The organism is Chloroflexus sp. MS-CIW-1 (assembly GCF_030444705.1).
Taxonomy (GTDB): Bacteria; Chloroflexota; Chloroflexia; order Chloroflexales; family Chloroflexaceae; genus Chloroflexus.
In genome coordinates this window covers 806,631-825,004 of sequence record NZ_JAUBWR010000002.1, presented here as the reverse complement: position 1 = coordinate 825,004, position 18,374 = coordinate 806,631, and the positions used below count along the sequence as shown (strand labels likewise).

Here is an 18,374-nt window from a genome sequence, read left to right as displayed (position 1 = left end):
ACACGTCATCCGAGTCAGGTCAACCACAAGGCGCGATGAAGGTATCGGTCGCCGCGCCAACCGCTACTAGAGGGAGTCGCTATGAGTAGAGCAAAAGCGAAAGACCCCCGCTTCCCCGACTTTTCGTTCACCGTCGTCGAAGGTGCGCGAGCTACACGGGTACCGGGCGGGCGGACGATCGAAGAGATCGAGCCGGAGTACAAAATCAAAGGACGGACTACCTTCAGTGCTATCTTCCGCTATGACCCGTTCGATTTCTGGGTCGGGCCATTTTACGTTGGCTTCTGGGGTTTTGTCTCGGTGATCGGGATCATTTTTGGTTCGTATTTCTACATCAACGAAACAATCCTCAAAGGGCCTTATTCACTGCCACAAAACTTCTTTGCCGGACGCATCGATCCACCACCTGCCGAACTTGGTCTGGGATTTGCTGCACCAGGGGAGCCGGGGTTTGCCTGGCAGATGACGGTTCTCTTCGCTACCATCGCCTTTTTCGGCTGGATGATGCGTCAGGTTGACATCAGCATGAAGCTCGATATGGGCTATCATGTGCCGATTGCCTTTGGGGTCGCCTTCTCAGCCTGGCTGGTCCTACAGGTCATTCGCCCAATCGCACTAGGAATGTGGCACGAGGGTTTCGTTCTCGGCATTATGCCACATCTTGATTGGGTATCGAATTTTGGCTACCGTTACAATAACTTCTTTTACAATCCGTTCCATGCGATTGGGATTACCGGTCTATTCGCTTCAACTTGGCTCCTGGCCTGCCACGGGTCGCTGATCCTCAGTGCGGCACAGTATCGTGGCCCTGAAGGCGGCGACATCGAGAACGTCTTCTTCCGTGATGTGCAATACTACTCGGTTGGCGAGTCGGGTGTTCACCGTTTGGGATACATCTTCGCTATCGGTGGCATCCTCTCAGCAGATTTGTGCATCCTGTTGTCGGGCTGGCCAGTACAAGATTGGGTAAGCTTCTGGAACTTCTGGAATAATCTGCCCTTCTGGAGCGGCGTCTAGAGAGGAGCGTTACGATATGGCGACAATAAATATGACGCCGGGTGATCTGGAGCTGGGTCGTGATCGTGGTCGCATCGGGAAGCCAATCGAGATTCCGTTGCTCGAGAACTTTGGCTTCGATAGTCAGCTCGGCCCATTTTACCTCGGCTTTTGGAATGCAGTGGCGTACATCACGGGCGGGATCTTCACGTTTATCTGGCTGGTGGTGATGCTTGCCCAAGTCAATTACAATCCGATAGCGTTCATCAAGTATTTTGTAGTGTTACAGATCGATCCGCCTTCATCGCGCTATGGCCTGAGCTTTCCCCCATTGGAGGAGGGCGGTTGGTGGCTTATCGCGACTTTCTTCTTGACCGTTTCAATCTTTGCCTGGTACATGCATATTTACACTCGTGCCAAGGCCCTTGGTATCAAGCCGTACCTGGCTTATGGCTTCACGGGTGCCATTGCTCTCTACCTGGTGATCTACATCATTCGCCCTATCTGGATGGGTGATTGGTCGGAAGCCCCCGCCCATGGGATCAAGGCTCTGCTCGACTGGACGAACAATGTGAGTGTGCGTTACGGCAATTTCTACTACAATCCGTTCCACATGCTCTCAATCTTCTTCCTGCTTGGTTCGACACTCTTGCTGGCAATGCACGCCGGCACGATCTGGGCGCTTGAGAAGTATGCTGCACACGAAGAGTGGAATGAGATTCAGGCTCCCGGTACCGGTACTGAACGTGCGCAGCTCTTCTGGCGCTGGTGCATGGGCTTTAATGCGAATGCCTACTCGATCCATCTGTGGGCTTTCTGGTTTGCCTGGCTATGCGGTATTACCGGCGCTCTCGGTGTCTTCTTCTCAATGCCTGATTTCGTGAATAACTGGTTCCAATGGGGTATTGAGGCCGGTATCAATTATCCACAAGGACCTACACCACCGGTTTCGTTGCCGTAGGCTGAACGTATTCCCGCCCTCCTCCCCGCCTCCCATCCGTTACAAGACGGATGGGAGGTTTTCTCTGGTCAGCGGAAGGGTGATACTTCCGAGACAAGCGACGACTCTCAGTAGTGCCTCTTCGTGAGCAATCAGGTTGCCTGGAGTCCACCCCTTCCGCTCACTTTTATCGCCTCTGCTCTCGTGCGCCTATCACGCCCGAACCATCACTCACCCGTTCAACCGACATTCCCAGGGCCAGCGCCAGAGCGTTTACGACTGGCTGTAAAGCAGCTGGAACTGCCGCGCTGTCGATGATCCACACCTCTTCACCAACCAGCATCTCGAGCGTAAGGACCGTTTGTAAGCGACGAATCAACCCACCGGTGACGATTCGATAGGGGCGCAGCCGTAAACCGCTGATGGCAGTACGGACAACGCGCTGTTCACGTGGTCGTCCGACTCGACTCGTCTGCCGCATCGTGAAGGATTCGTTATCGAGAATGATCTCGTTTGTCGTTGTGGCAATGGCGTACCCGCCGACAAGCCGTTGAATGCCTAACCCGCCGAAGAGTCCGGCAATTGCGGCACTGATACCTGCTGCGGCAAATCCTAGCTCTTGCAGGGCTGCCAGCACACCGGCAATGAGAACAGCCATAGCAACGAGCATCAACACTCCACCACCAACCAGGAGCGGCAGCGCCGCCGGACGATTCGCCTGAGGATATGACCGCAGGTGCAACCGATCCGGTTCAGCTACGAGTACCTGGTAGTATGGCACGGCACTTAAACGGCGACCTAGCCGTTGACGTAGTGATGATGTTGTCATAGGCAGAACCTTGTAGCCTCGTATGATCTAGCAACTTCACAACAGGTTTTACAACGATACGTGCTCTGATCGTATCACACTTGCACGAATTATCGGATTGTGCTATACTCTAAGCGCGATGCGGGAGTGGCTCAGCTGGTAGAGCGACACCTTGCCAAGGTGTAGGTCGCGGGTTCGAATCCCGTCTCCCGCTCCATTATAAGCCGGTGCGTAAGCACTGGCTTTTTCGTTTGAGTGAAACGTACAAGCCGTAATCTGAAGAGCCTGCCCGAACATCTATCTACCACATTGACGTGATGCACAGTCCTTCCGCATCGCAACGGATGACGCGGATAGATCTGGCAACACCGTGTCTCGTATGGTATACACCCGTGATCGTGCATTGGGTATCACCGGCGGCGACGTACCAACGTGATGAAACACTGTTCAATACCGGTGTAGAGGCGACGCATGCGTCGCCCTTACGTGATGATACTTTGTTCATCTGAAAATACAGGCCGCAAGCCCACGCCTGTGTCAGGTGTCTTGAAATCATCGCTCACCGCATCCGCATGCCCTTCAGAATCGGTTGCGCACCAGAAAGCGTCGGCGAGGATAGGCTGTATTCTGCTCACGATGCAGAGATTGGCAATCTATGATATAGTTCATGACGTAAAGATGGCAACGGCAATGTCATTCTACGAAGATCACCGTTGGCACTCAATCTGTGCGTAGCAACGCATTGTGAACCCGTGACCACAAGTTATCCCGAACAGTCCAACACCTATATCAACAGACACCATGACCCTGCTAAGTGCTAACAACCTGAGTAAATATTTCGGCGCTGAACTGATCTTTCACGACGTCAGTTTTCAAATTGCCCGTGGCGAGAAAGTGGCAATTGTCGGCTTAAACGGCGCTGGCAAAAGCACTCTGTTACGTATCATTGCCGGTCACGAGACTCCAGACAGTGGTAGTCTCAAACTGGCGCGAGGGGTGCGTGTTGCCTACCTCGCTCAGGAAGCGCGCTTCAGTGGCGAGCGCACGCTCTGGCAAGAGATGGAAGCGGCCCTGGCCGATCTCAACACCTGGCGCACCGAATTGCTGGCCCTAGAGTCAAGGCTGGCCGATACCTCGGCTGCCGATTGGGAAGCGATGATGGAGCGCTATGGTGAATTGAGTGCCCGCTTCGAGCACGCCGGTGGTTACGAGATCGAATACCGGATCAAACGCACACTTCACGGGCTTGGCTTCCAGCCCGAACAATATCATCAGTGTCTGCATCACTTTTCGGGTGGGCAAAAGACGCGGGCAGCCCTGGCAGCCGCCTTGCTCAGCGATCCGGATCTGCTCTTACTCGATGAGCCGACCAATCATCTTGATATGCAGGCGCTCGAATGGCTGGAACAGTTTCTCCGGAACTGGGACGGCACGTTGATTGTCGTCTCGCACGACAGATATTTCCTTGAACGAGTAACCCAGCGCACGTTGGAGTTGAGTTTTCAGCGTCTTGAAGATTACCCTGGCAGTTACGAGAAGTATCTGACCTTGAAAGCCGAACGTATGGAACGACGGCTCAAGGAATACCAGGCGCAACAGGCGTTCATTGCCCGCACCGAAGAGTTTATTCGCCGCTATCGGGCCGGACAGCGCGCACGTGAGGCAAAAGGGCGTGAAAAACGACTGGAACGTTTGAAACGTGAGCAGATGGTTGAACGGCCTAAAGAAGCGGCAAAACTGCGCATATCACTCGATCATCAACTCCGGTCAGGCGAACTGGTATTACATCTCGATGGCCTGGTGGTTGGCTACCGTAGCCAAAATGGTGGGGCGCAGGCGCTCTTACGAGCGGATGATCTGACGATCCGGCGCGGCGAGCGGGTTGGCTTGCTTGGCCCAAATGGATGTGGCAAAACAACCTTGCTCCGCACCCTGGTCGGACAACTACCGGCGTTGCAGGGTATGGTACGTCTCGGTCACGAAGTGCGGATCGGATACTATGCACAGGGTCACGATATTTTGCAGTGGAACAATACTGTCCTTGACGAGATCATGCGCGTAGCCCCAGGGCTTGGTGAGGCAGCGGCACGTCATCTGTTGGCGCGTTTTCTCTTTACCGGTGACGATGTGTTCAAACGAATTGCCGATCTGAGTGGTGGTGAACGATCACGAGTGGCGCTGGCCCAACTCACCCTCTTGCCCGGCAATATGCTGCTGCTCGACGAACCGACCAACCATCTCGATATTGATGCACGTGAGGCGTTAGAGTCTATTTTGAAAGAGTATCCCGGTACGATTTTGTTTGTTTCGCACGACCGCTATTTCATCGACGCACTAGCCGATAAGCTCTGGATCGTTGATCAAGGTCGAATCCGACAATTTATCGGGAACTATAGTGAGTACGTTGCTGCCCAAGCCGCGCTACCCCAACCGTCACCGCCAAAACAGTATGAACAGCGGCCAACACCGACAAAGCCATCACGTCCCAATGATGCCGAACGAGCCAGGCAACGTCGTCTAGCAGCGTTGGAAGCTGAAGTAACGGCGCTCGAGCAAGACCTGGCCCGACTCAGCAGTGAACTCGATGCGGCCAGTCAGGCCTGTGATGTTGCGCGGCTAACGACCCTGGGCGCGCAATATGCCGAACTAGAACAGTTGCTGGCAGCTAAATACGCTCTGTGGGAACAACTGGCAGCTTAAGGATGTTCATTTCTAGCATCGTAATCTAATCCTGCCCGCGACAATGAATTACCGTACATACGCACCAATTTATCATGCTGCCGGTCAGGCGACCTTCGGTGCCACGTTAGCCAGTACTATTCTCGAGCATCTTCCGTTACCGCAACGGGTGCTCGACCTTGCCTGTGGTACCGGCGCGGCAGCGCTGGTTTTTGCCGCAAACGGTGCGATCGTTGTCGGGGTCGATTTGTCGCCCGATATGCTGCGCATTGCCCAAGAGCAGGCTGTTCAGCGCGGGTTAGACATTGACTGGATCGAAGCCGACATCCGTGCACTCCCACCTGATCCACGTCTGGCACCGGCCAGCTTCGACATGATCACCTGTCTCTTCGACAGCCTTAACCAGCTTCTCAACGATGCCGATCTGACAACGGTTTGTCGAACAGTCGGCACGTTATTGCGCCCCGGTGGACACTTCATCTTTGATCTGAACACACCGGTCGGCCTTCGTTCATGGCACGAATACGATCAGGTAACCTTCGACGGACGTGATCTGCTGGTCATCAACCGGCTCACCTTCGATCCGGTGCAGCAGCGCGCCTATGGTCGCATTATCTGGTTTCGCCGCGACGGGCAGCGCTGGTGGCGTGGCGAAGAGACGCATTGCGAACGACCGTGGGAGGAAACAGACATCGCGGCAGCCTTGAACGCTGGCGGACTAGTCTTGACGGCGCGTCTCACTCCCCACTGGACACCGGCAACTACCGCTGATCCACGAGTGGTCTATGTCGCGATGCGCCCAATCGGCGACGAGTATGTTTGAACGTTCTCTTGGGTGGTAGGGGCCAACCATCCCCCCTTCCTCGCCGCGTGGAGGAGCGGCAAGGGGGTGGGAGAAGGTGCAGGTCTCCGTCTCCCATCCCCCCCTTCCTCGCCCGCAGCGCGGGAGAGGAAGGGGGCAGGGGGGGGAAGGTGAGGGGGCCAACCATCCCCCTTCCTCGCCGCGTAGAGGAGCGGCAAGGGGGTGGGAGAAGATGCAGGTCGCCGTCTCCCATCCCCCCTTCCTCGCCCGCAGCGCGGGATAGGAAGGGGGCAGGGGGGGAAGGTGAGGGGGCAACCCTCCCCCTTTAAGAGCATCCCACTGCCAGACATAACTACCGGCGTACTACCGTTAACCGCAGCTTGTGTAATAAGAGTTCAGCCAGGTCACATGCGTACACATTGGTCAGCAACCAACCAGCAGGATGCGACTGAACAATATGGTTCAGAACTCGATAATAGTTTGATGGCAAGGGAAGTTCGGGCAAAAGCCAGCCACCACCAACCGAGGTGAGGGAAATTGGCGGCGGATCGATCAACTGACCGTAAGCTAGCAAGAGTGCTTCATCGGCAGGCACAGTTTGCCAGCCGGTTGCGGTAATACGCAGATATTCCGCCGGGCCACGCCCAAGACGACGGCGCACAATTTGTTTTTCAGGCAGCGTCACAGTACCGGTAGGCGATGGGCATAATCCACGCCATCCGCCGGGTACGTTCAGATCGAGCAGGCTAAGCTGTTGTTTCGGTCCTACGTGAATGACGCGGAGCGCACCAGGTGATACGGTAGGAGGCGAAGGGAGCGCAGCAATCCGATCGGCAATCGTCAAAGTAACGAAACCACGGTTTGCCAGGCGTGCGAGCAAACCTTCACGTCGCCAACTGGTCAGACGGAATTGAAACCCTTCACGCTCGCCTTCACCACGTAAAACAGGACTTAATGCCGGATTGTGGATTAGAAACAGATTAGGCCGAATCTCTTCAAGATCGGCGGGTGCACCAGGGCGACGACGAGAAGCCATAGGCCAAGGAAACTATAAGTCTGACGTCAGCTAGCCAGATACCGCCCTGATTTACGACAAGCCAAGTCGCTGACGGTTTGGCGCAGAATAAGCATGGCAAATAGCGATTGCCAGAGCATCGGCAGCATCGTCAGGCCGTGGTACCGTAGCCAGACCGAGCGTCAGCCGCACCATCTCTTGCATTTGTCGCTTATCGGCGCCACCATAGCCGGCCACAGCCTGCTTCACGGCCAGCGGTTTATATTCGTAGACCGGTACACCAGCCTGTGCCAGGGCCAGTAACGCCACACCACGTGCCTGACCAACCGATAGGGCGGTATTTACATTCTTCCCAAAAAACAGCTCTTCCACTGCCGCGGTATCAGGATGTAGCTGCTCGATAATTGCTCGTAGGCCATTGTAGAGCTGCAATAGCCGTTCAGGTTGTGGCATACCGGCTGGAGTGGTGAGCGCACCAACGTCGATCAAGCGCAAATGACGGCTGTCGAACTCAACGACGCCCCACCCCATGGTCGCTGTCCCAGGATCAATACCAAGTGCCCGCACAATATTCCTGTTGGTGGGTAAAGTTCACGAATCGAAACGTGCCACTAATTCGGCGGTAATATCGAGATTAGAATAGACCTTCTGCACATCGTCGAGATCTTCGAGCTTCTCGATTAAGCGCAGTGCCGCCAACGCATCTTTTTCATCGGGTTGGATAAGCGTCTTAGCACGCATAATCTTCTCGGCGTTGCTTACCGGTACACCCTGATCAATAAACGCCTGCCGGACAGCATTCAACTGCGTCCAATCGCAGTATACTTCAAGCGTTTCATCATCAACCACCACATCATCGGCACCGGCATCAATTGCCATCAGTTGCAATTCATCGGGATCGCGCTTGGTGGCACTCAAATCAATCGTAACCAGTCCCTTCTGTTCAAACATCCACGCCACGGAACCGGGTTCACCGGGGCTACCACCATTTTTATTAAATGTAGCCCGAATATCAGAACTGGTTCGATTGCGATTATCGGTAGCCGCTTCGATCAGGATGGCAACGCCACCAGGCCCGTAACCTTCGTAGAAAATCTCTTCGAGCGCTGCCTCATTCGACTTACCCAAACCACGATCAATGGCGCGCTGAATATTCTCATTTGGCATGTTGTTGGCACGGGCCTTTTCAATTGCCAGCCGCAGGCGAAAGTTCAAGTCTGGATCGCCACTACCACCCTCACGAGTTGCAATCGTAATATCACGCGCCAGTTTCGTAAAAAGTTGACCTCGCCGCTGATCGTTTACGCCTTTGGTGCGGCGAATGGTGTGCCATTTTGAATGACCTGACATATCCTCTCACCTCCCTGTGATAGAAGGTTATACTATGCTCAATTATAGCATGGCTCGTTGAAGGTCTCGCATCGTACAATATTGTTACTAGTTCCGTTTTGAATCAGTAGCGGTTTTCATCTGCCGGCAGGAGGGGCATATGTCAACGGTGATAACTGATCGAGTACATTGTTTGCCGAACGATATCTATGTCGTTACGACTGCTGCTGGCGATGTTATGGTAAACAGTCCACCGGAGAGTCTGAAGTTTTTGCTGGCACACGGCGTGAACCCACCCAGGTATGTCATACTCCCCCTTGATGCTCTACCGGGAAGCGAGCCAAGCTCGCGAGGTTTTGTCTATCGTGGTATCAATTACGCGAGCGTCGAATTTCTCATCTATGCCAATTTTTTCGGGCAACAACAGAAAATAACGCTGATTACCCCAACCATAGCGCAAGCCCAACGATTGCACGCACTATTGAGTGAAACTATCAACGGCCCAACAGCAACTGAAGAGTGGCCCAACCCATGGCTCAGGCGTGAATGTGCAGCGGTCGCCTTCTTTCCTCCCCTGGGACGCGCACCAACGATTGACGATATGACAAGCATTGTGGCTTTGGAAGCGGGAGGTGGTGATCTTGGTCAGGTGCAGATTACCTGTGATGGAAGCAACTTTATCTTCACCGAAAACGGCGCTGAAATAGCTCGTATTCCTACGACAATCTCTGCTGTCGCCCATCCGTTGACGGTAGCGCCACCACGTCCATTACCACGTCAGGCTCTAACCCTCCAGTTCATCGGTGGCAGTGATGGATTTGACCCCACCGGTATTACAACCTGCTTTCTAGCGTACTTTGGCAATCGTCAACCTCTCTTGTTTGATGCTGCTGCATACATTAATGTACGCCTAGCCCATTTAGGACTATCGCCAAGGCAGATCGACCTGGTTATCATCTCGCACCTTCATGAAGATCATATCGCCGGCTTGCCCGAATTGATTCTGACCGGTGGTAAACGAGTTCAACTTGTAACCGCGCCAACCATTTACCGTTCATTATTGCGTGTCCTGAGCGAAATGCTTAATCTGACACCAGCGACGGTCGCCGAACTATTCGACTTTTACCCGCTTGAGCCAGGCCAACCCCTGGAACTGCACGGTTACCAGTTTATCGCCACATATGCAGTCCACTCGGTGCCGACCATTGCGGTAAAGGTCAACGGAGTCGGCTATTCAGGTGATATGCGGTACGATGAGGAGTGGTTAGAACATCTGCATCAAACCGGGTATCTGAGCGCCGAACGGCTCAATGAACTACGCCGCTTTGCCGACGGAGCCGGACTCTAGCTTGACTTCTAGTACGCGATAGTGTAGCATGGTGCTCGTGGAAAACACCATGAGCACAGGTAAAGCCGCAACACTCCTTGGTGTCTCGGTCAAGACGTTGCAGCGTTGGGAACGCGAAGGAAGGCTGATTCCGGTGGCCCGAACGGACAGCAACCGCCGTCTCTCCCCTGAGACGCAAATCCGTGAGTTCATCGGTTTGCGGCAGGCGAACCATGCGCCAACCAAGCTGGTCGCCTCCTGTCGGGTATCGCGTGCAGCACAGCAGCCGGACCTGGCGAATCAGCGCAACGTGCTGGAAGAGGTCGTGGTGGCGACGGGATTGGCGGGGGTCGAGTGTATCGAGGAAGTGGGCGGCGGGTTGAACGTCACGCGCAAGCGGTTTCTGGCCCGTATGGACGAGATCGGGCGACGGGACGTCACGATGCTGATCCTCGCGCACCGGGACCGCCTCACCCGTTTCGGCGTTGAGTGGTTCGAACATGACGCCAAAACCCATGGCTGCGCAGTGCTGGTGCTCACCCAGGAACGGCTGTCTCCCGAACCGGAAATGGGGCAAGACGTGATGACCATCGTGCACGGTTGTTCGTCTCGGCGATACGGTTTGAGGAACTATCGAAAGAAGTTGGATGCAGCGCTGAAACAGGATGCACATGGCGTCAAACAGGCCCAACCATGCAACTAACCCACAAGATCGCTCTTTGTCCGACTCCTGAGCAGGTGGATTAGTTCAAGCGCGCCTGCGGCACGGCCCGGCGCGTCTGGAACTGGGCGCTCAATGAGTGGAACAAACAATACGCAGCAGGCGGCAAGCCGAACGCAATGGCGCTCAAAAAGCAGTTCAACGCCATCAAATACACCGACCCACAGTGGCTCGACGAAAACGGCCGGCCTTGGTTGCGAGACATGCACCGGGACGCACACGCCCAGCCGTTTGCCCATCTCGCCAAAGCCTGGGAAAGATTCTTCACCGACCTCAAGGCTGGCAAAGAGGCGCACGCACCGCGCTTCAAGAAAAAGGGCCGTTGCCGCGACAGCTTTTACGTAGCCAACGACAAGTTCCGTCTGGACGGCAAGACGATCCGCCTGCCCAAGATCGGCGACGTCACCATGACCGAGGAACTGCGATTCAAAGGAAAGATACTGGGCGCGACGGTCTCGCGCACGGCGGATCGTTGGTTTGTGGCAATACAGGTCGAAGTGCCTGATGCGCAATTCTATCGGCGTCGCACGTCCCATGAGGTCAATGGCATCGACTTGGGCGTTAAGGCTGCCGCAACGATCTCCAACGGCGAAGTCATCGAAGCGCCAAAGCCGCTCAACGCAGCGCTGCGTCGCCTCAAGATTCGCGGTCGGCGTCTCAGCCGCAAGCTGGAAGCCGCCAAAGAGATGGCGGGGTTTGGACGCCATGCCCGCCTGCCCAAAGGAGCGCGCCTGCCGGTCTCGAACAACCGGCAGAAGTCCGCTGCGACATTGGCAAGGCTCTACGCCCGCCTTGCCAATCTCCGAGCGGACTTTACTCATAAGCTCACGACTCGACTCTGCCGCGAAAACCAAGCGTTAGTGATCGAAGATTTAAACGTCAAAGGGATGCTCGCGAACGAGAGACTCGCCCGCGCCATCTCTGACGTTGGCTTTGGTGTGTTCCGCTCGCAGTTGGAATACAAGGCGAAACGCTACGGAACGCGGTTGGTTATTGCTGATCGCTGGTATCCAAGTAGCCGACTCTGTTCCATCTGTGGCTGGAAGAACGAGGCGCTGACGTTGCGCGATCGAACATGGGTGTGTGCGCAATGTGGCGAGCGCCATGACCGTGACCTCAATGCGGCGCTGAACCTGAAACGGCTGGCAACCGTAACTGCCCTACCCGTGGCGAGTCCGACCAGTAATGGCGGCGCTGCGGCGGGGACCGTCCCCGCCGCAGTCGGGAAAGTCACGCCTGTCAGATACGACGGTGGTCATCAAGACACGTCGGGGCAGGAAGAGAACTGTGCGCACTTTTGCGCACTTTCTTGAGAGCAGCCGAATTCCTGGTTCACGATATGGGTGGTGGTGCTATTCATACAACACCGAGTGCACAACTGTTACGCACACTTAGCGCTCGCAGCCGACGTCTTATCCTGGCCCATACCAGTCACCGACATCTCGACGTAACCGCAGACGTGGCCGACCGGGTAGAAATCGCCGTCAGTGGTCATATTGTTGGCACAGGTGACATCGTGCAAGACGACGAACAACGCCAACGGTTTGAAACGCTCACCATCTGCCCGATCTTTGCCCGTCTGAAGGCTTCTGCCCGATCAAAGCTAGCCCAACAGTGTACAGTCCTTACGTTCTCAGCAGGTAGCGTTATCGCACGTGAAGGTGAAGCCTCCGATGGCTGTGCGTATGTTATCCATCGCGGGATCGTCGAGATAGTTGTTGGCAGTGAAGCGGTGCGTCTCTTGGGGCGTGGTCACAGTTTGGGGGAACGAGGCGCCTTGATCGGCGAACCGCGTACCAGTACGCTGGTGGCACACAGTGACGTGCAACTGCTACAGATCACACCTGAGCTATTTGCCTTTGTAGCCGATCAGTTGGGATTACGAGCCGCTTTTGCCCGCGCCGAATGGCTCTGGCTGCATTCAACGTTGGGGCAATTGCCTTGGGCTACGCTACTTGATCTAGCGCTCGATTTTACCCCTCACCCGATCGCCACCGGTGATGTTCTCTGTCAACGAGGCGAAATAGGAACACACGGTTTCTTGCTGATAAGCGGTCGCTTGCACTTCAGCGGTGAGACCAGTGGTGAGAGTGAACAGAGCGGCCACTGTTTTGGTATGCGCTCGGCGTTGCGTGGCGAACCCTACCGGCTTACCGTGCGTGCCCTGACCGAAGGGATGGTCTGGTCAATTGATGCCGCGGCCTTGCAACGTTTCTACCTGATGTATCCTGATCTCATCCTCCACTGGCAAACGATAGACCGATAAGATATTCACGCTGTATTCATCTGCACGAATAACGAAGGAGTGCCTATCCGAATATCGTATCGTCACGTCCATGACGGATTAACTCTGTCAGGAGGGGTACAGCGGCGCCGTACCTCTACCGGTGCCTCACCACCCGTCGCATCGACTACCTCTATGCTTCCCACCCCGCATCACATGACCATTGTACCGGTGGGGTGGTGCGCACGCCAACTCCCCATCATCGGTGGATGGAGGTAGGGTTGACAACTGCTGGAAATTTTATTATCACTTATTTCAGCCATGAAACTCTCGGATTGGGCTCGTCAGCAGGGGATCAGCTATATCACTGCCTGGCGGTGGTTTCGGGCGGGGAAGCTCCCTGTCCCTGCCCGCCAATTGCCTACTGGGACAATCCTAGTAGAAGCGCCTTGCCCAGAAGGCACCACGGTGCTCTACGCCCGAGTGTCCTCCGCTGACCAGCAAGAGGATCTGGAACGGCACGTTCAACGCCTTCAGGCCTTTGCTCAAGAACAGGGTTGGACAGCGGTGAACGTGGTGACCGAAATCGGCTCCGGGTTGAACGGAAAACGAAAGAACCTTCTACGGATCCTGCGGCATCCCCAGGTGGTTCGGATTGTCGTGGAGCATCGCGATCGGCTGGCCCGGTTCGGATGTGACGTGCTGGAAGCGGCTCTGGCCGCTTCGGGGCGACACGTGGTGGTCATAGAGGATGGGGAAGTGACAGACGACCTGGTGCACGACGTCCTGGACATCCGCACCTCGGCCTGCGGGCGTCGGTATGGGCGTCGGTCGGCCCGGCACCGAGCGAGGCAGGCGCTGGAGGCAATGGGATGCGGGTGATACAGGCGTTCCGCTTCGAGCTGGCCCCCAGCCGGGAGGCCCGGATCGCCCTGACGAAGCACGTGGGTGCCGCCCGCTTCGCCTACAACTGGGGCCTGACTCGTTGTCTGGAGGCCAACGAACGCGGCAAGCAGATCCCCTCAGCGGTGAACCTCCACAAGGACTGGAACACGTGGAAGCGAGCGAACGCCCCCTGGTGGGTGGAGGTGTCCAAATGCGCCCCTCAGGAGGCATTCCGGGATCTGGAGCGGGCCGTCCGCAACTGGCGGCAGGGCCGGGCCAACTTCCCCCGCGTCAAGCGCAAGAAGGCCCTGGCGGACAACAAGGCGAGGTTAACCGGCCATATCCGGGTCACGCCCCGGCACGTGCAGCTCCCTCGCATCGGCAAGGTCCGCACCAAGGAGCGGACGGATAAACTTCTGGAGCTCCTTCAGTCCGAGAAGGCCCGCATCCTCTCGGCGACCATCTCCCGAGAGGCGGATCGCTGGTTCGTGAGCCTGACCTGTGAGGTGGAGCGCCCGGATCCCGATCCCCGGGAGGTCCAGGGACCGGAGGATGTGGTGGGCATCGACGTGGGGCTGAAGGCGTTTGCCGTGCTGTCGGATGGAACGCGGATCGAGGCCCCGAAGCCTCTGGAGAAGGCCTTGCGGCTGTTGAAGCGCCGTTCGAAGCAGCTCTCGCGGAAGCAGAAGAAGACGGTAGGAGAGCGGGATCCGGAGACAGGGGAGGAGCGAAAGCGAACCGTTTTCTCCCGCACCTACGAGAAGGCCGTGGTGCGCCTGGCCCGGTTGCATCGCCGCATCCGCAACATTCGCCAGGACTTCCTGCACAAGGTCACCACCGAGCTGGCGACAGCCAAGCCGGTTCTGGTGGTGGAGGACCTGAACGTGCGGGGCCTGGCGCGGAACGGGAGTCTCTCGCGGGCCATTCTGGATGTGGGATGGGGGGCCTTCCGGCGGATGCTGGAGTATAAGTACGCCTGGTATGGGGCCGTGCTCCTCATTGCGCCGCGGAACTTCCCGTCCACGAAGCGGTGCTCGGGCTGCGGCTGGGTCGGTCCTGCGCTCCCCCTTTCCCAGAGGGTGTTTCACTGTGAGGCGTGCGGGTTGGAGGTTGATCGGGATCGCAATGCGGCGTGCAACCTGAGCGCATACGGGCTGACCCACCTGACGGGTCCTACCGGGAGTTCCCCGGGAAGTGACGCCTGTGGAGATCCCTCTGGCGGCGGAACGGCCCGCGAGGGTCGGTCTACGAGCTATGGGTCGATGAAGCAGGAAGCAGCCCGTCATGAGTTTCACCTTTCGGGCGTCAGAACGGTGAAATAAATGACGATGCGCGGCAGAACGGTACATAGATGTCAGCACCGCTGCGCCCTACCCTCTCGCATGATAGACGGCCGGACCGGCTGCGATGTACATCCCGGGGCCGCTGCCGCTGCATCAGGACGGCGAGGGGCGACCTTCATGGGTTGGAACGAGATATATCGGATCGGCTCTAAAGAAACACGAATGCCCTCTTTAAAAGAGTCTTCGTTGAATTCTTCCCATAAGAAAGAACTCTACACTTTACGGTAGCGGTACAGGCGCTTCACGTCATCGCTTGATAGCGTAGTTTTCGAGTTGCAGAACCAGGTCTGGCAAGGAAGATAACTTCTGTGCAGAAATCCCGTCAGGCATTTCAACATCAAAAATAAGTTCTTTCAATCGCTCAGTCCTCCTGATTCTCTCTCAAGAAGTCAGGTAAAAACCAAACGCTTTCGTGCAGCGTGTGATGACCTTTCCAGTCAAGATGCCTGGCATTTAAGCGATCCGATTGCTCTGCAAGAGTCCTGGAATCCATTTGACAAAGGACGTTCGTCGTAGTATTATATGTTTCGCGCCGAGCAAACGGCTCAGGCCGAAGTGGCGGAATTGGCAGACGCGCTACGTTCAGGGCGTAGTGAGGGTGACCTCGTGTGGGTTCAAATCCCACCTTCGGCACCACGTTGGGGGATAGTTTAAGGGTAGAACACCTGGTTCTGGCCCAGGCGGTTGGGGTTCGAATCCCTGTCCCCCAGCCACAAAACTCAACCAAGTGACCCCTTCTTCACAATGGCGTGAAGAAGGGGTTTTGCTATCAAACGGCTGATCTTCACTTGCCCACTCGTGTCCCACAACTCGGACAGAAAATCGCTCGCGCCGGCATCTGGAAACCGCACTGTGGACATATCTTTGGCGCATCAGATGTAGGCGGAGCTTCGCTAATTGGAACCGACTGCACCGTTGGCGATGGCGGTGTTGGCGGAACGTAGACCTCGTTTTGCGCCTGTTTCAGCTCTTCTTCACGGGCAACCAGTGTCGAACGCAGTTGATCGAGTGCGGCTGCCAGTTCGGCCAGTGAAGGGGCGTGAATCTGACCTGCCCGTTGCAGGTCATACGCACGCTGACCAAGCTCTAACAGTTTCTGATCGATCAGGCGGCGAAGTTCGTTGATTTCACTTTGCAGACGTGTCGTCTTCTGAAACTTCTCAGCCTCGAACCTTGCCCGATCACTGACATTGGCAATGGTCTTACCCAGTTGGTCGAGAATGCTCATCAAAATCTCCCTCCTACGCTCGGCGAGAAATCTTCTCAAAGGATTTTCGCTATGTTTGACGATCAGCAATCGTCAGTGGATGCAGAATGTCACTTTCAGGTATGATGACAGCAGTGATGAGCATAAACACAGATCCGGACGGTATATAAACCTATCTGGCCCTGTAAACCCAGCAGGCCGCGACCGACAACAGGGTACCAGGCATGTTCAGTATCTCTGTGATTTGGGATAAGGGAGCCTCCTTCCTGAAAAACCACTGTCTTGCATCCGCTGACGATAATCCCCACCCCGCACCGTTGGCCGAACATCATCGTTTGGCGTGTCAGCACATTACGGTGGGCGTACTTCCCAACATCTTCCGCTTTCACACCTCCGACCGGATATGGTATAACGATAGATATACGATGTCGCCAACAAGGTCTCTACAACGCAGCATGTAGCAATTATTGTATCATCCTTAACATGAAGCAATTTGTGTTCTTCTATCAACAGATCGTCCGGTGGCTGTTTCATCGTCTCTACCACGAACTGGCGTGGAGTTACGACCTCATCGCGTGGCTGGTTTCCGGTGGCTACTGGCAACGCTGGGTACTAGCAGCAGTTCCTGTGTTACGCGGACGGACGCTGGAGTTGGGATGTGGGCCGGGTTATCTGCAACGAGCACTCGCCAGACGTGCCGATGTTATCGGACTAGACCTCTCGCCGTTTATGCTGCGACGAGCAGCACGTTTCAGCCGTCGGTTGATAAGAGCTGATGCGCGCCGCTTACCATTTGCCGACGCCAGTTTCGATACGGTATGTGCAACCTTTCCGGCAGAGTATATCCTTGATCCGAACACACAGGCCGAGATACGGCGAGTGTTAACTGCTGACGGACAATTAGTGATCGTTGACGGTGGACGCCCGGAAGGATGGTACGGTCGCTTGATTGATGCTCTCTATCGTTTGGTGTGGCTGAGACGGCACACCGATGAGCTACCGACTGTTGTTGAGTTCGGGGATTTCCGCTTGCAGGTGCAGCGTGTTCGGGTAGGAAACAGTAGTGTCCTGATGATGATGGGAAAACCGTATGCCACCGAATCTGAGCGTTGAGTTCGCCTGGCGCGCACGAGGTTGCACCGTACTGGCAGGGGTTGATGAAGCCGGACGCGGTTGCTGGGCCGGTCCGGTTGTTGCAGCCGCAGTAGTGCTCTCACCAGCCGTATACGATCAGCCCGACCTGTTACGTATGGTGAACGATTCCAAACAATTGACGGCAAACGCCCGCGAACAGACGTATACCGTCATCAAGACGCACGCAGCAGGGATTGGGGTTGGTATCGTGCCGGCTTTTCTCATCGACGCTTATGGCATCGTTCCGGCGACCCGTCTGGCAATGATCCAGGCGTTGTTGGCGCTACCCTGTGCGGTTGATGGCGTGCTCATCGATGCCGAACGGCTACCCGGCATCACACTTGCTCAGGAATCGCTCATCCGTGGTGATTCGCGTTCACTCTCGATTGCGGCTGCCTCAATTGTTGCAAAAGTCACCCGTGATCGGTTGATGGTAAGCGCCGACCGCTGTTACCCGCAGTACGGTTTTGCCCTGCACAAGGGTTACGGTACAGCCGTTCATCAACGTGCACTCGCTCGATACGGCCCATCACCGTTACATCGCCGCACTTTTCAGCCGGTCATGGACGTTCTGGCGCAACTAGAGTGCACAGCGACTGCGGAGATTGTACCGACAATGTTAGCGGATAGATTGCCGTAAATATCAGAGTGTGATCAAAAACCCGGGCTTTTGATGAGGCGAGACCATGGTATCTCCAGAATGGTTCGGGGAATAGTGGCGGGCAACTGGCACCCCTCACCTTCCCCCTGGCCCCTTCCTCCTCCACACGGGGCGAGGCAGGGGAGGTTGGCCCCGCACCTTCCCTCCTGGCCTCTTCCTTTCCCACACGGGCCGAGGAAGGGGGCGGAGCGTGGCTGGCGCGAAAGCATATTGGTACACCTCACGCAATGGTTCGCACGGGTACGTGCCCAATGAGAAATCTGGCTTTCTGATCAGGCTCTAAGACGTTATGCTGTAGCGGGG

At 56.0% G+C, this 18,374-nt stretch carries 16 protein-coding genes, 3 tRNA genes and 1 pseudogene; 15 read left to right on the top strand and 5 right to left on the bottom strand.

The annotated features are described in order from the left end of the window. Positions 1-81 precede the first annotated feature (81 nt). Positions 82-1,017: a photosynthetic reaction center subunit L gene (locus tag QTO31_RS16290; RefSeq protein ID WP_031458169.1), complete on the top strand. Its 936-nt coding sequence runs from the start codon at positions 82-84 to the stop codon at positions 1,015-1,017. A 16-nt stretch (positions 1,018-1,033) separates the two neighbouring features. Then, positions 1,034-1,957, top strand: a complete 924-nt coding sequence (pufM, locus tag QTO31_RS16285; protein ID WP_301430134.1) for a photosynthetic reaction center subunit M — start codon at positions 1,034-1,036, stop codon at positions 1,955-1,957. A gap of 166 nt (positions 1,958-2,123) precedes the next feature. On the opposite strand, the gene QTO31_RS16280 is transcribed toward pufM, so the two are convergent. Then, a complete protein-coding gene (locus QTO31_RS16280; RefSeq protein WP_051871050.1) occupies positions 2,124-2,765 on the bottom strand; it encodes a hypothetical protein in 642 nt (213 codons plus the stop codon). Positions 2,766-2,885: 120 nt separating this feature from the next. Here QTO31_RS16280 and QTO31_RS16275 point away from each other — a divergent pair. The 3 genes from QTO31_RS16275 (at position 2,886) to QTO31_RS16265 (ending at position 6,246) form a co-directional block, all read left to right on the top strand. After that, positions 2,886-2,961: transfer RNA gene (locus QTO31_RS16275), tRNA-Gly, on the top strand. Between the two features lie 584 nt (positions 2,962-3,545). Further along, positions 3,546-5,444 (top strand): ABC-F family ATP-binding cassette domain-containing protein, encoded by a 1,899-nt coding sequence (locus QTO31_RS16270; protein WP_301430133.1) that lies wholly within the window; start codon positions 3,546-3,548, stop codon positions 5,442-5,444. A gap of 43 nt (positions 5,445-5,487) precedes the next feature. Beyond that, a complete protein-coding gene (locus QTO31_RS16265) occupies positions 5,488-6,246 on the top strand; it encodes a class I SAM-dependent DNA methyltransferase (protein ID WP_301430131.1) in 759 nt (252 codons plus the stop codon). A gap of 331 nt (positions 6,247-6,577) precedes the next feature. Here the strand turns inward: QTO31_RS16265 and QTO31_RS16260 are convergent, their stop codons facing one another. Genes QTO31_RS16260 through QTO31_RS16250 form a run of 3 tightly spaced genes read right to left on the bottom strand, consistent with a single transcriptional unit; the run spans position 6,578 to position 8,590 of the window. Next, complete coding sequence (locus tag QTO31_RS16260; protein WP_301430130.1) at positions 6,578-7,261, bottom strand: hypothetical protein; 684 nt, start codon at positions 7,259-7,261, stop codon at positions 6,578-6,580. A gap of 51 nt (positions 7,262-7,312) precedes the next feature. After that, positions 7,313-7,807: a crossover junction endodeoxyribonuclease RuvC gene (ruvC, locus tag QTO31_RS16255; RefSeq protein ID WP_031458176.1), complete on the bottom strand. Its 495-nt coding sequence runs from the start codon at positions 7,805-7,807 to the stop codon at positions 7,313-7,315. A 24-nt stretch (positions 7,808-7,831) separates the two neighbouring features. Next, positions 7,832-8,590 (bottom strand): YebC/PmpR family DNA-binding transcriptional regulator, encoded by a 759-nt coding sequence (locus QTO31_RS16250; RefSeq protein ID WP_031458177.1) that lies wholly within the window; start codon positions 8,588-8,590, stop codon positions 7,832-7,834. 139 nt (positions 8,591-8,729) lie between these two features. On the opposite strand from QTO31_RS16250, the gene QTO31_RS16245 reads away from it, so the two are divergent. The 8 genes and pseudogenes from QTO31_RS16245 to QTO31_RS16210 all read left to right on the top strand — a co-directional run bounded on the left by QTO31_RS16245 (position 8,730) and on the right by QTO31_RS16210 (position 15,782). Continuing rightward, positions 8,730-9,917: an MBL fold metallo-hydrolase gene (locus tag QTO31_RS16245; protein ID WP_301430128.1), complete on the top strand. Its 1,188-nt coding sequence runs from the start codon at positions 8,730-8,732 to the stop codon at positions 9,915-9,917. A gap of 28 nt (positions 9,918-9,945) precedes the next feature. Next, complete coding sequence (locus tag QTO31_RS16240) at positions 9,946-10,599, top strand: IS607 family transposase (protein WP_301430126.1); 654 nt, start codon at positions 9,946-9,948, stop codon at positions 10,597-10,599. A gap of 59 nt (positions 10,600-10,658) precedes the next feature. Beyond that, positions 10,659-11,930, top strand: a pseudogene (locus QTO31_RS16235) (RNA-guided endonuclease InsQ/TnpB family protein); the annotation flags it as partial. Continuing rightward, positions 11,915-12,883, top strand: a complete 969-nt coding sequence (locus QTO31_RS16230; RefSeq protein WP_301430125.1) for a cyclic nucleotide-binding domain-containing protein — start codon at positions 11,915-11,917, stop codon at positions 12,881-12,883. The pseudogene QTO31_RS16235 and the gene QTO31_RS16230, both read left to right, overlap by 16 nt. Before the next feature lie 279 nt (positions 12,884-13,162). Further along, positions 13,163-13,723: an IS607 family transposase gene (locus QTO31_RS16225; RefSeq protein WP_301430124.1), complete on the top strand. Its 561-nt coding sequence runs from the start codon at positions 13,163-13,165 to the stop codon at positions 13,721-13,723. Then, entirely contained in the window at positions 13,714-15,048 is a 1,335-nt protein-coding gene (locus tag QTO31_RS16220; RefSeq protein ID WP_301430123.1) for an RNA-guided endonuclease InsQ/TnpB family protein, read from the top strand. Before QTO31_RS16225 ends, QTO31_RS16220 begins: the two co-directional genes overlap by 10 nt. A 570-nt stretch (positions 15,049-15,618) precedes the next feature. After that, positions 15,619-15,705: transfer RNA gene (locus QTO31_RS16215), tRNA-Leu, on the top strand. 3 nt (positions 15,706-15,708) lie between these two features. Next, positions 15,709-15,782: transfer RNA gene (locus QTO31_RS16210), tRNA-Gln, on the top strand. Between the two features lie 71 nt (positions 15,783-15,853). Here the strand turns inward: QTO31_RS16210 and QTO31_RS16205 are convergent. Further along, on the bottom strand, positions 15,854-16,297 hold the full coding sequence (locus QTO31_RS16205) for a zinc ribbon domain-containing protein (RefSeq protein ID WP_031458181.1): 444 nt from the start codon (positions 16,295-16,297) through the stop codon (positions 15,854-15,856). A 462-nt stretch (positions 16,298-16,759) separates the two neighbouring features. On the opposite strand from QTO31_RS16205, the gene QTO31_RS16200 reads away from it, so the two are divergent. Together QTO31_RS16200 and QTO31_RS16195 are read left to right on the top strand one after the other, a co-directional pair. Continuing rightward, a complete protein-coding gene (locus QTO31_RS16200; RefSeq protein ID WP_031458182.1) occupies positions 16,760-17,389 on the top strand; it encodes a class I SAM-dependent methyltransferase in 630 nt (209 codons plus the stop codon). Continuing rightward, on the top strand, positions 17,367-18,050 hold the full coding sequence (locus QTO31_RS16195) for a ribonuclease HII (RefSeq protein ID WP_051871051.1): 684 nt from the start codon (positions 17,367-17,369) through the stop codon (positions 18,048-18,050). The genes QTO31_RS16200 and QTO31_RS16195 overlap by 23 nt, the downstream gene beginning before the upstream one ends. The last annotated feature ends 324 nt before the right edge of the window (positions 18,051-18,374 follow it).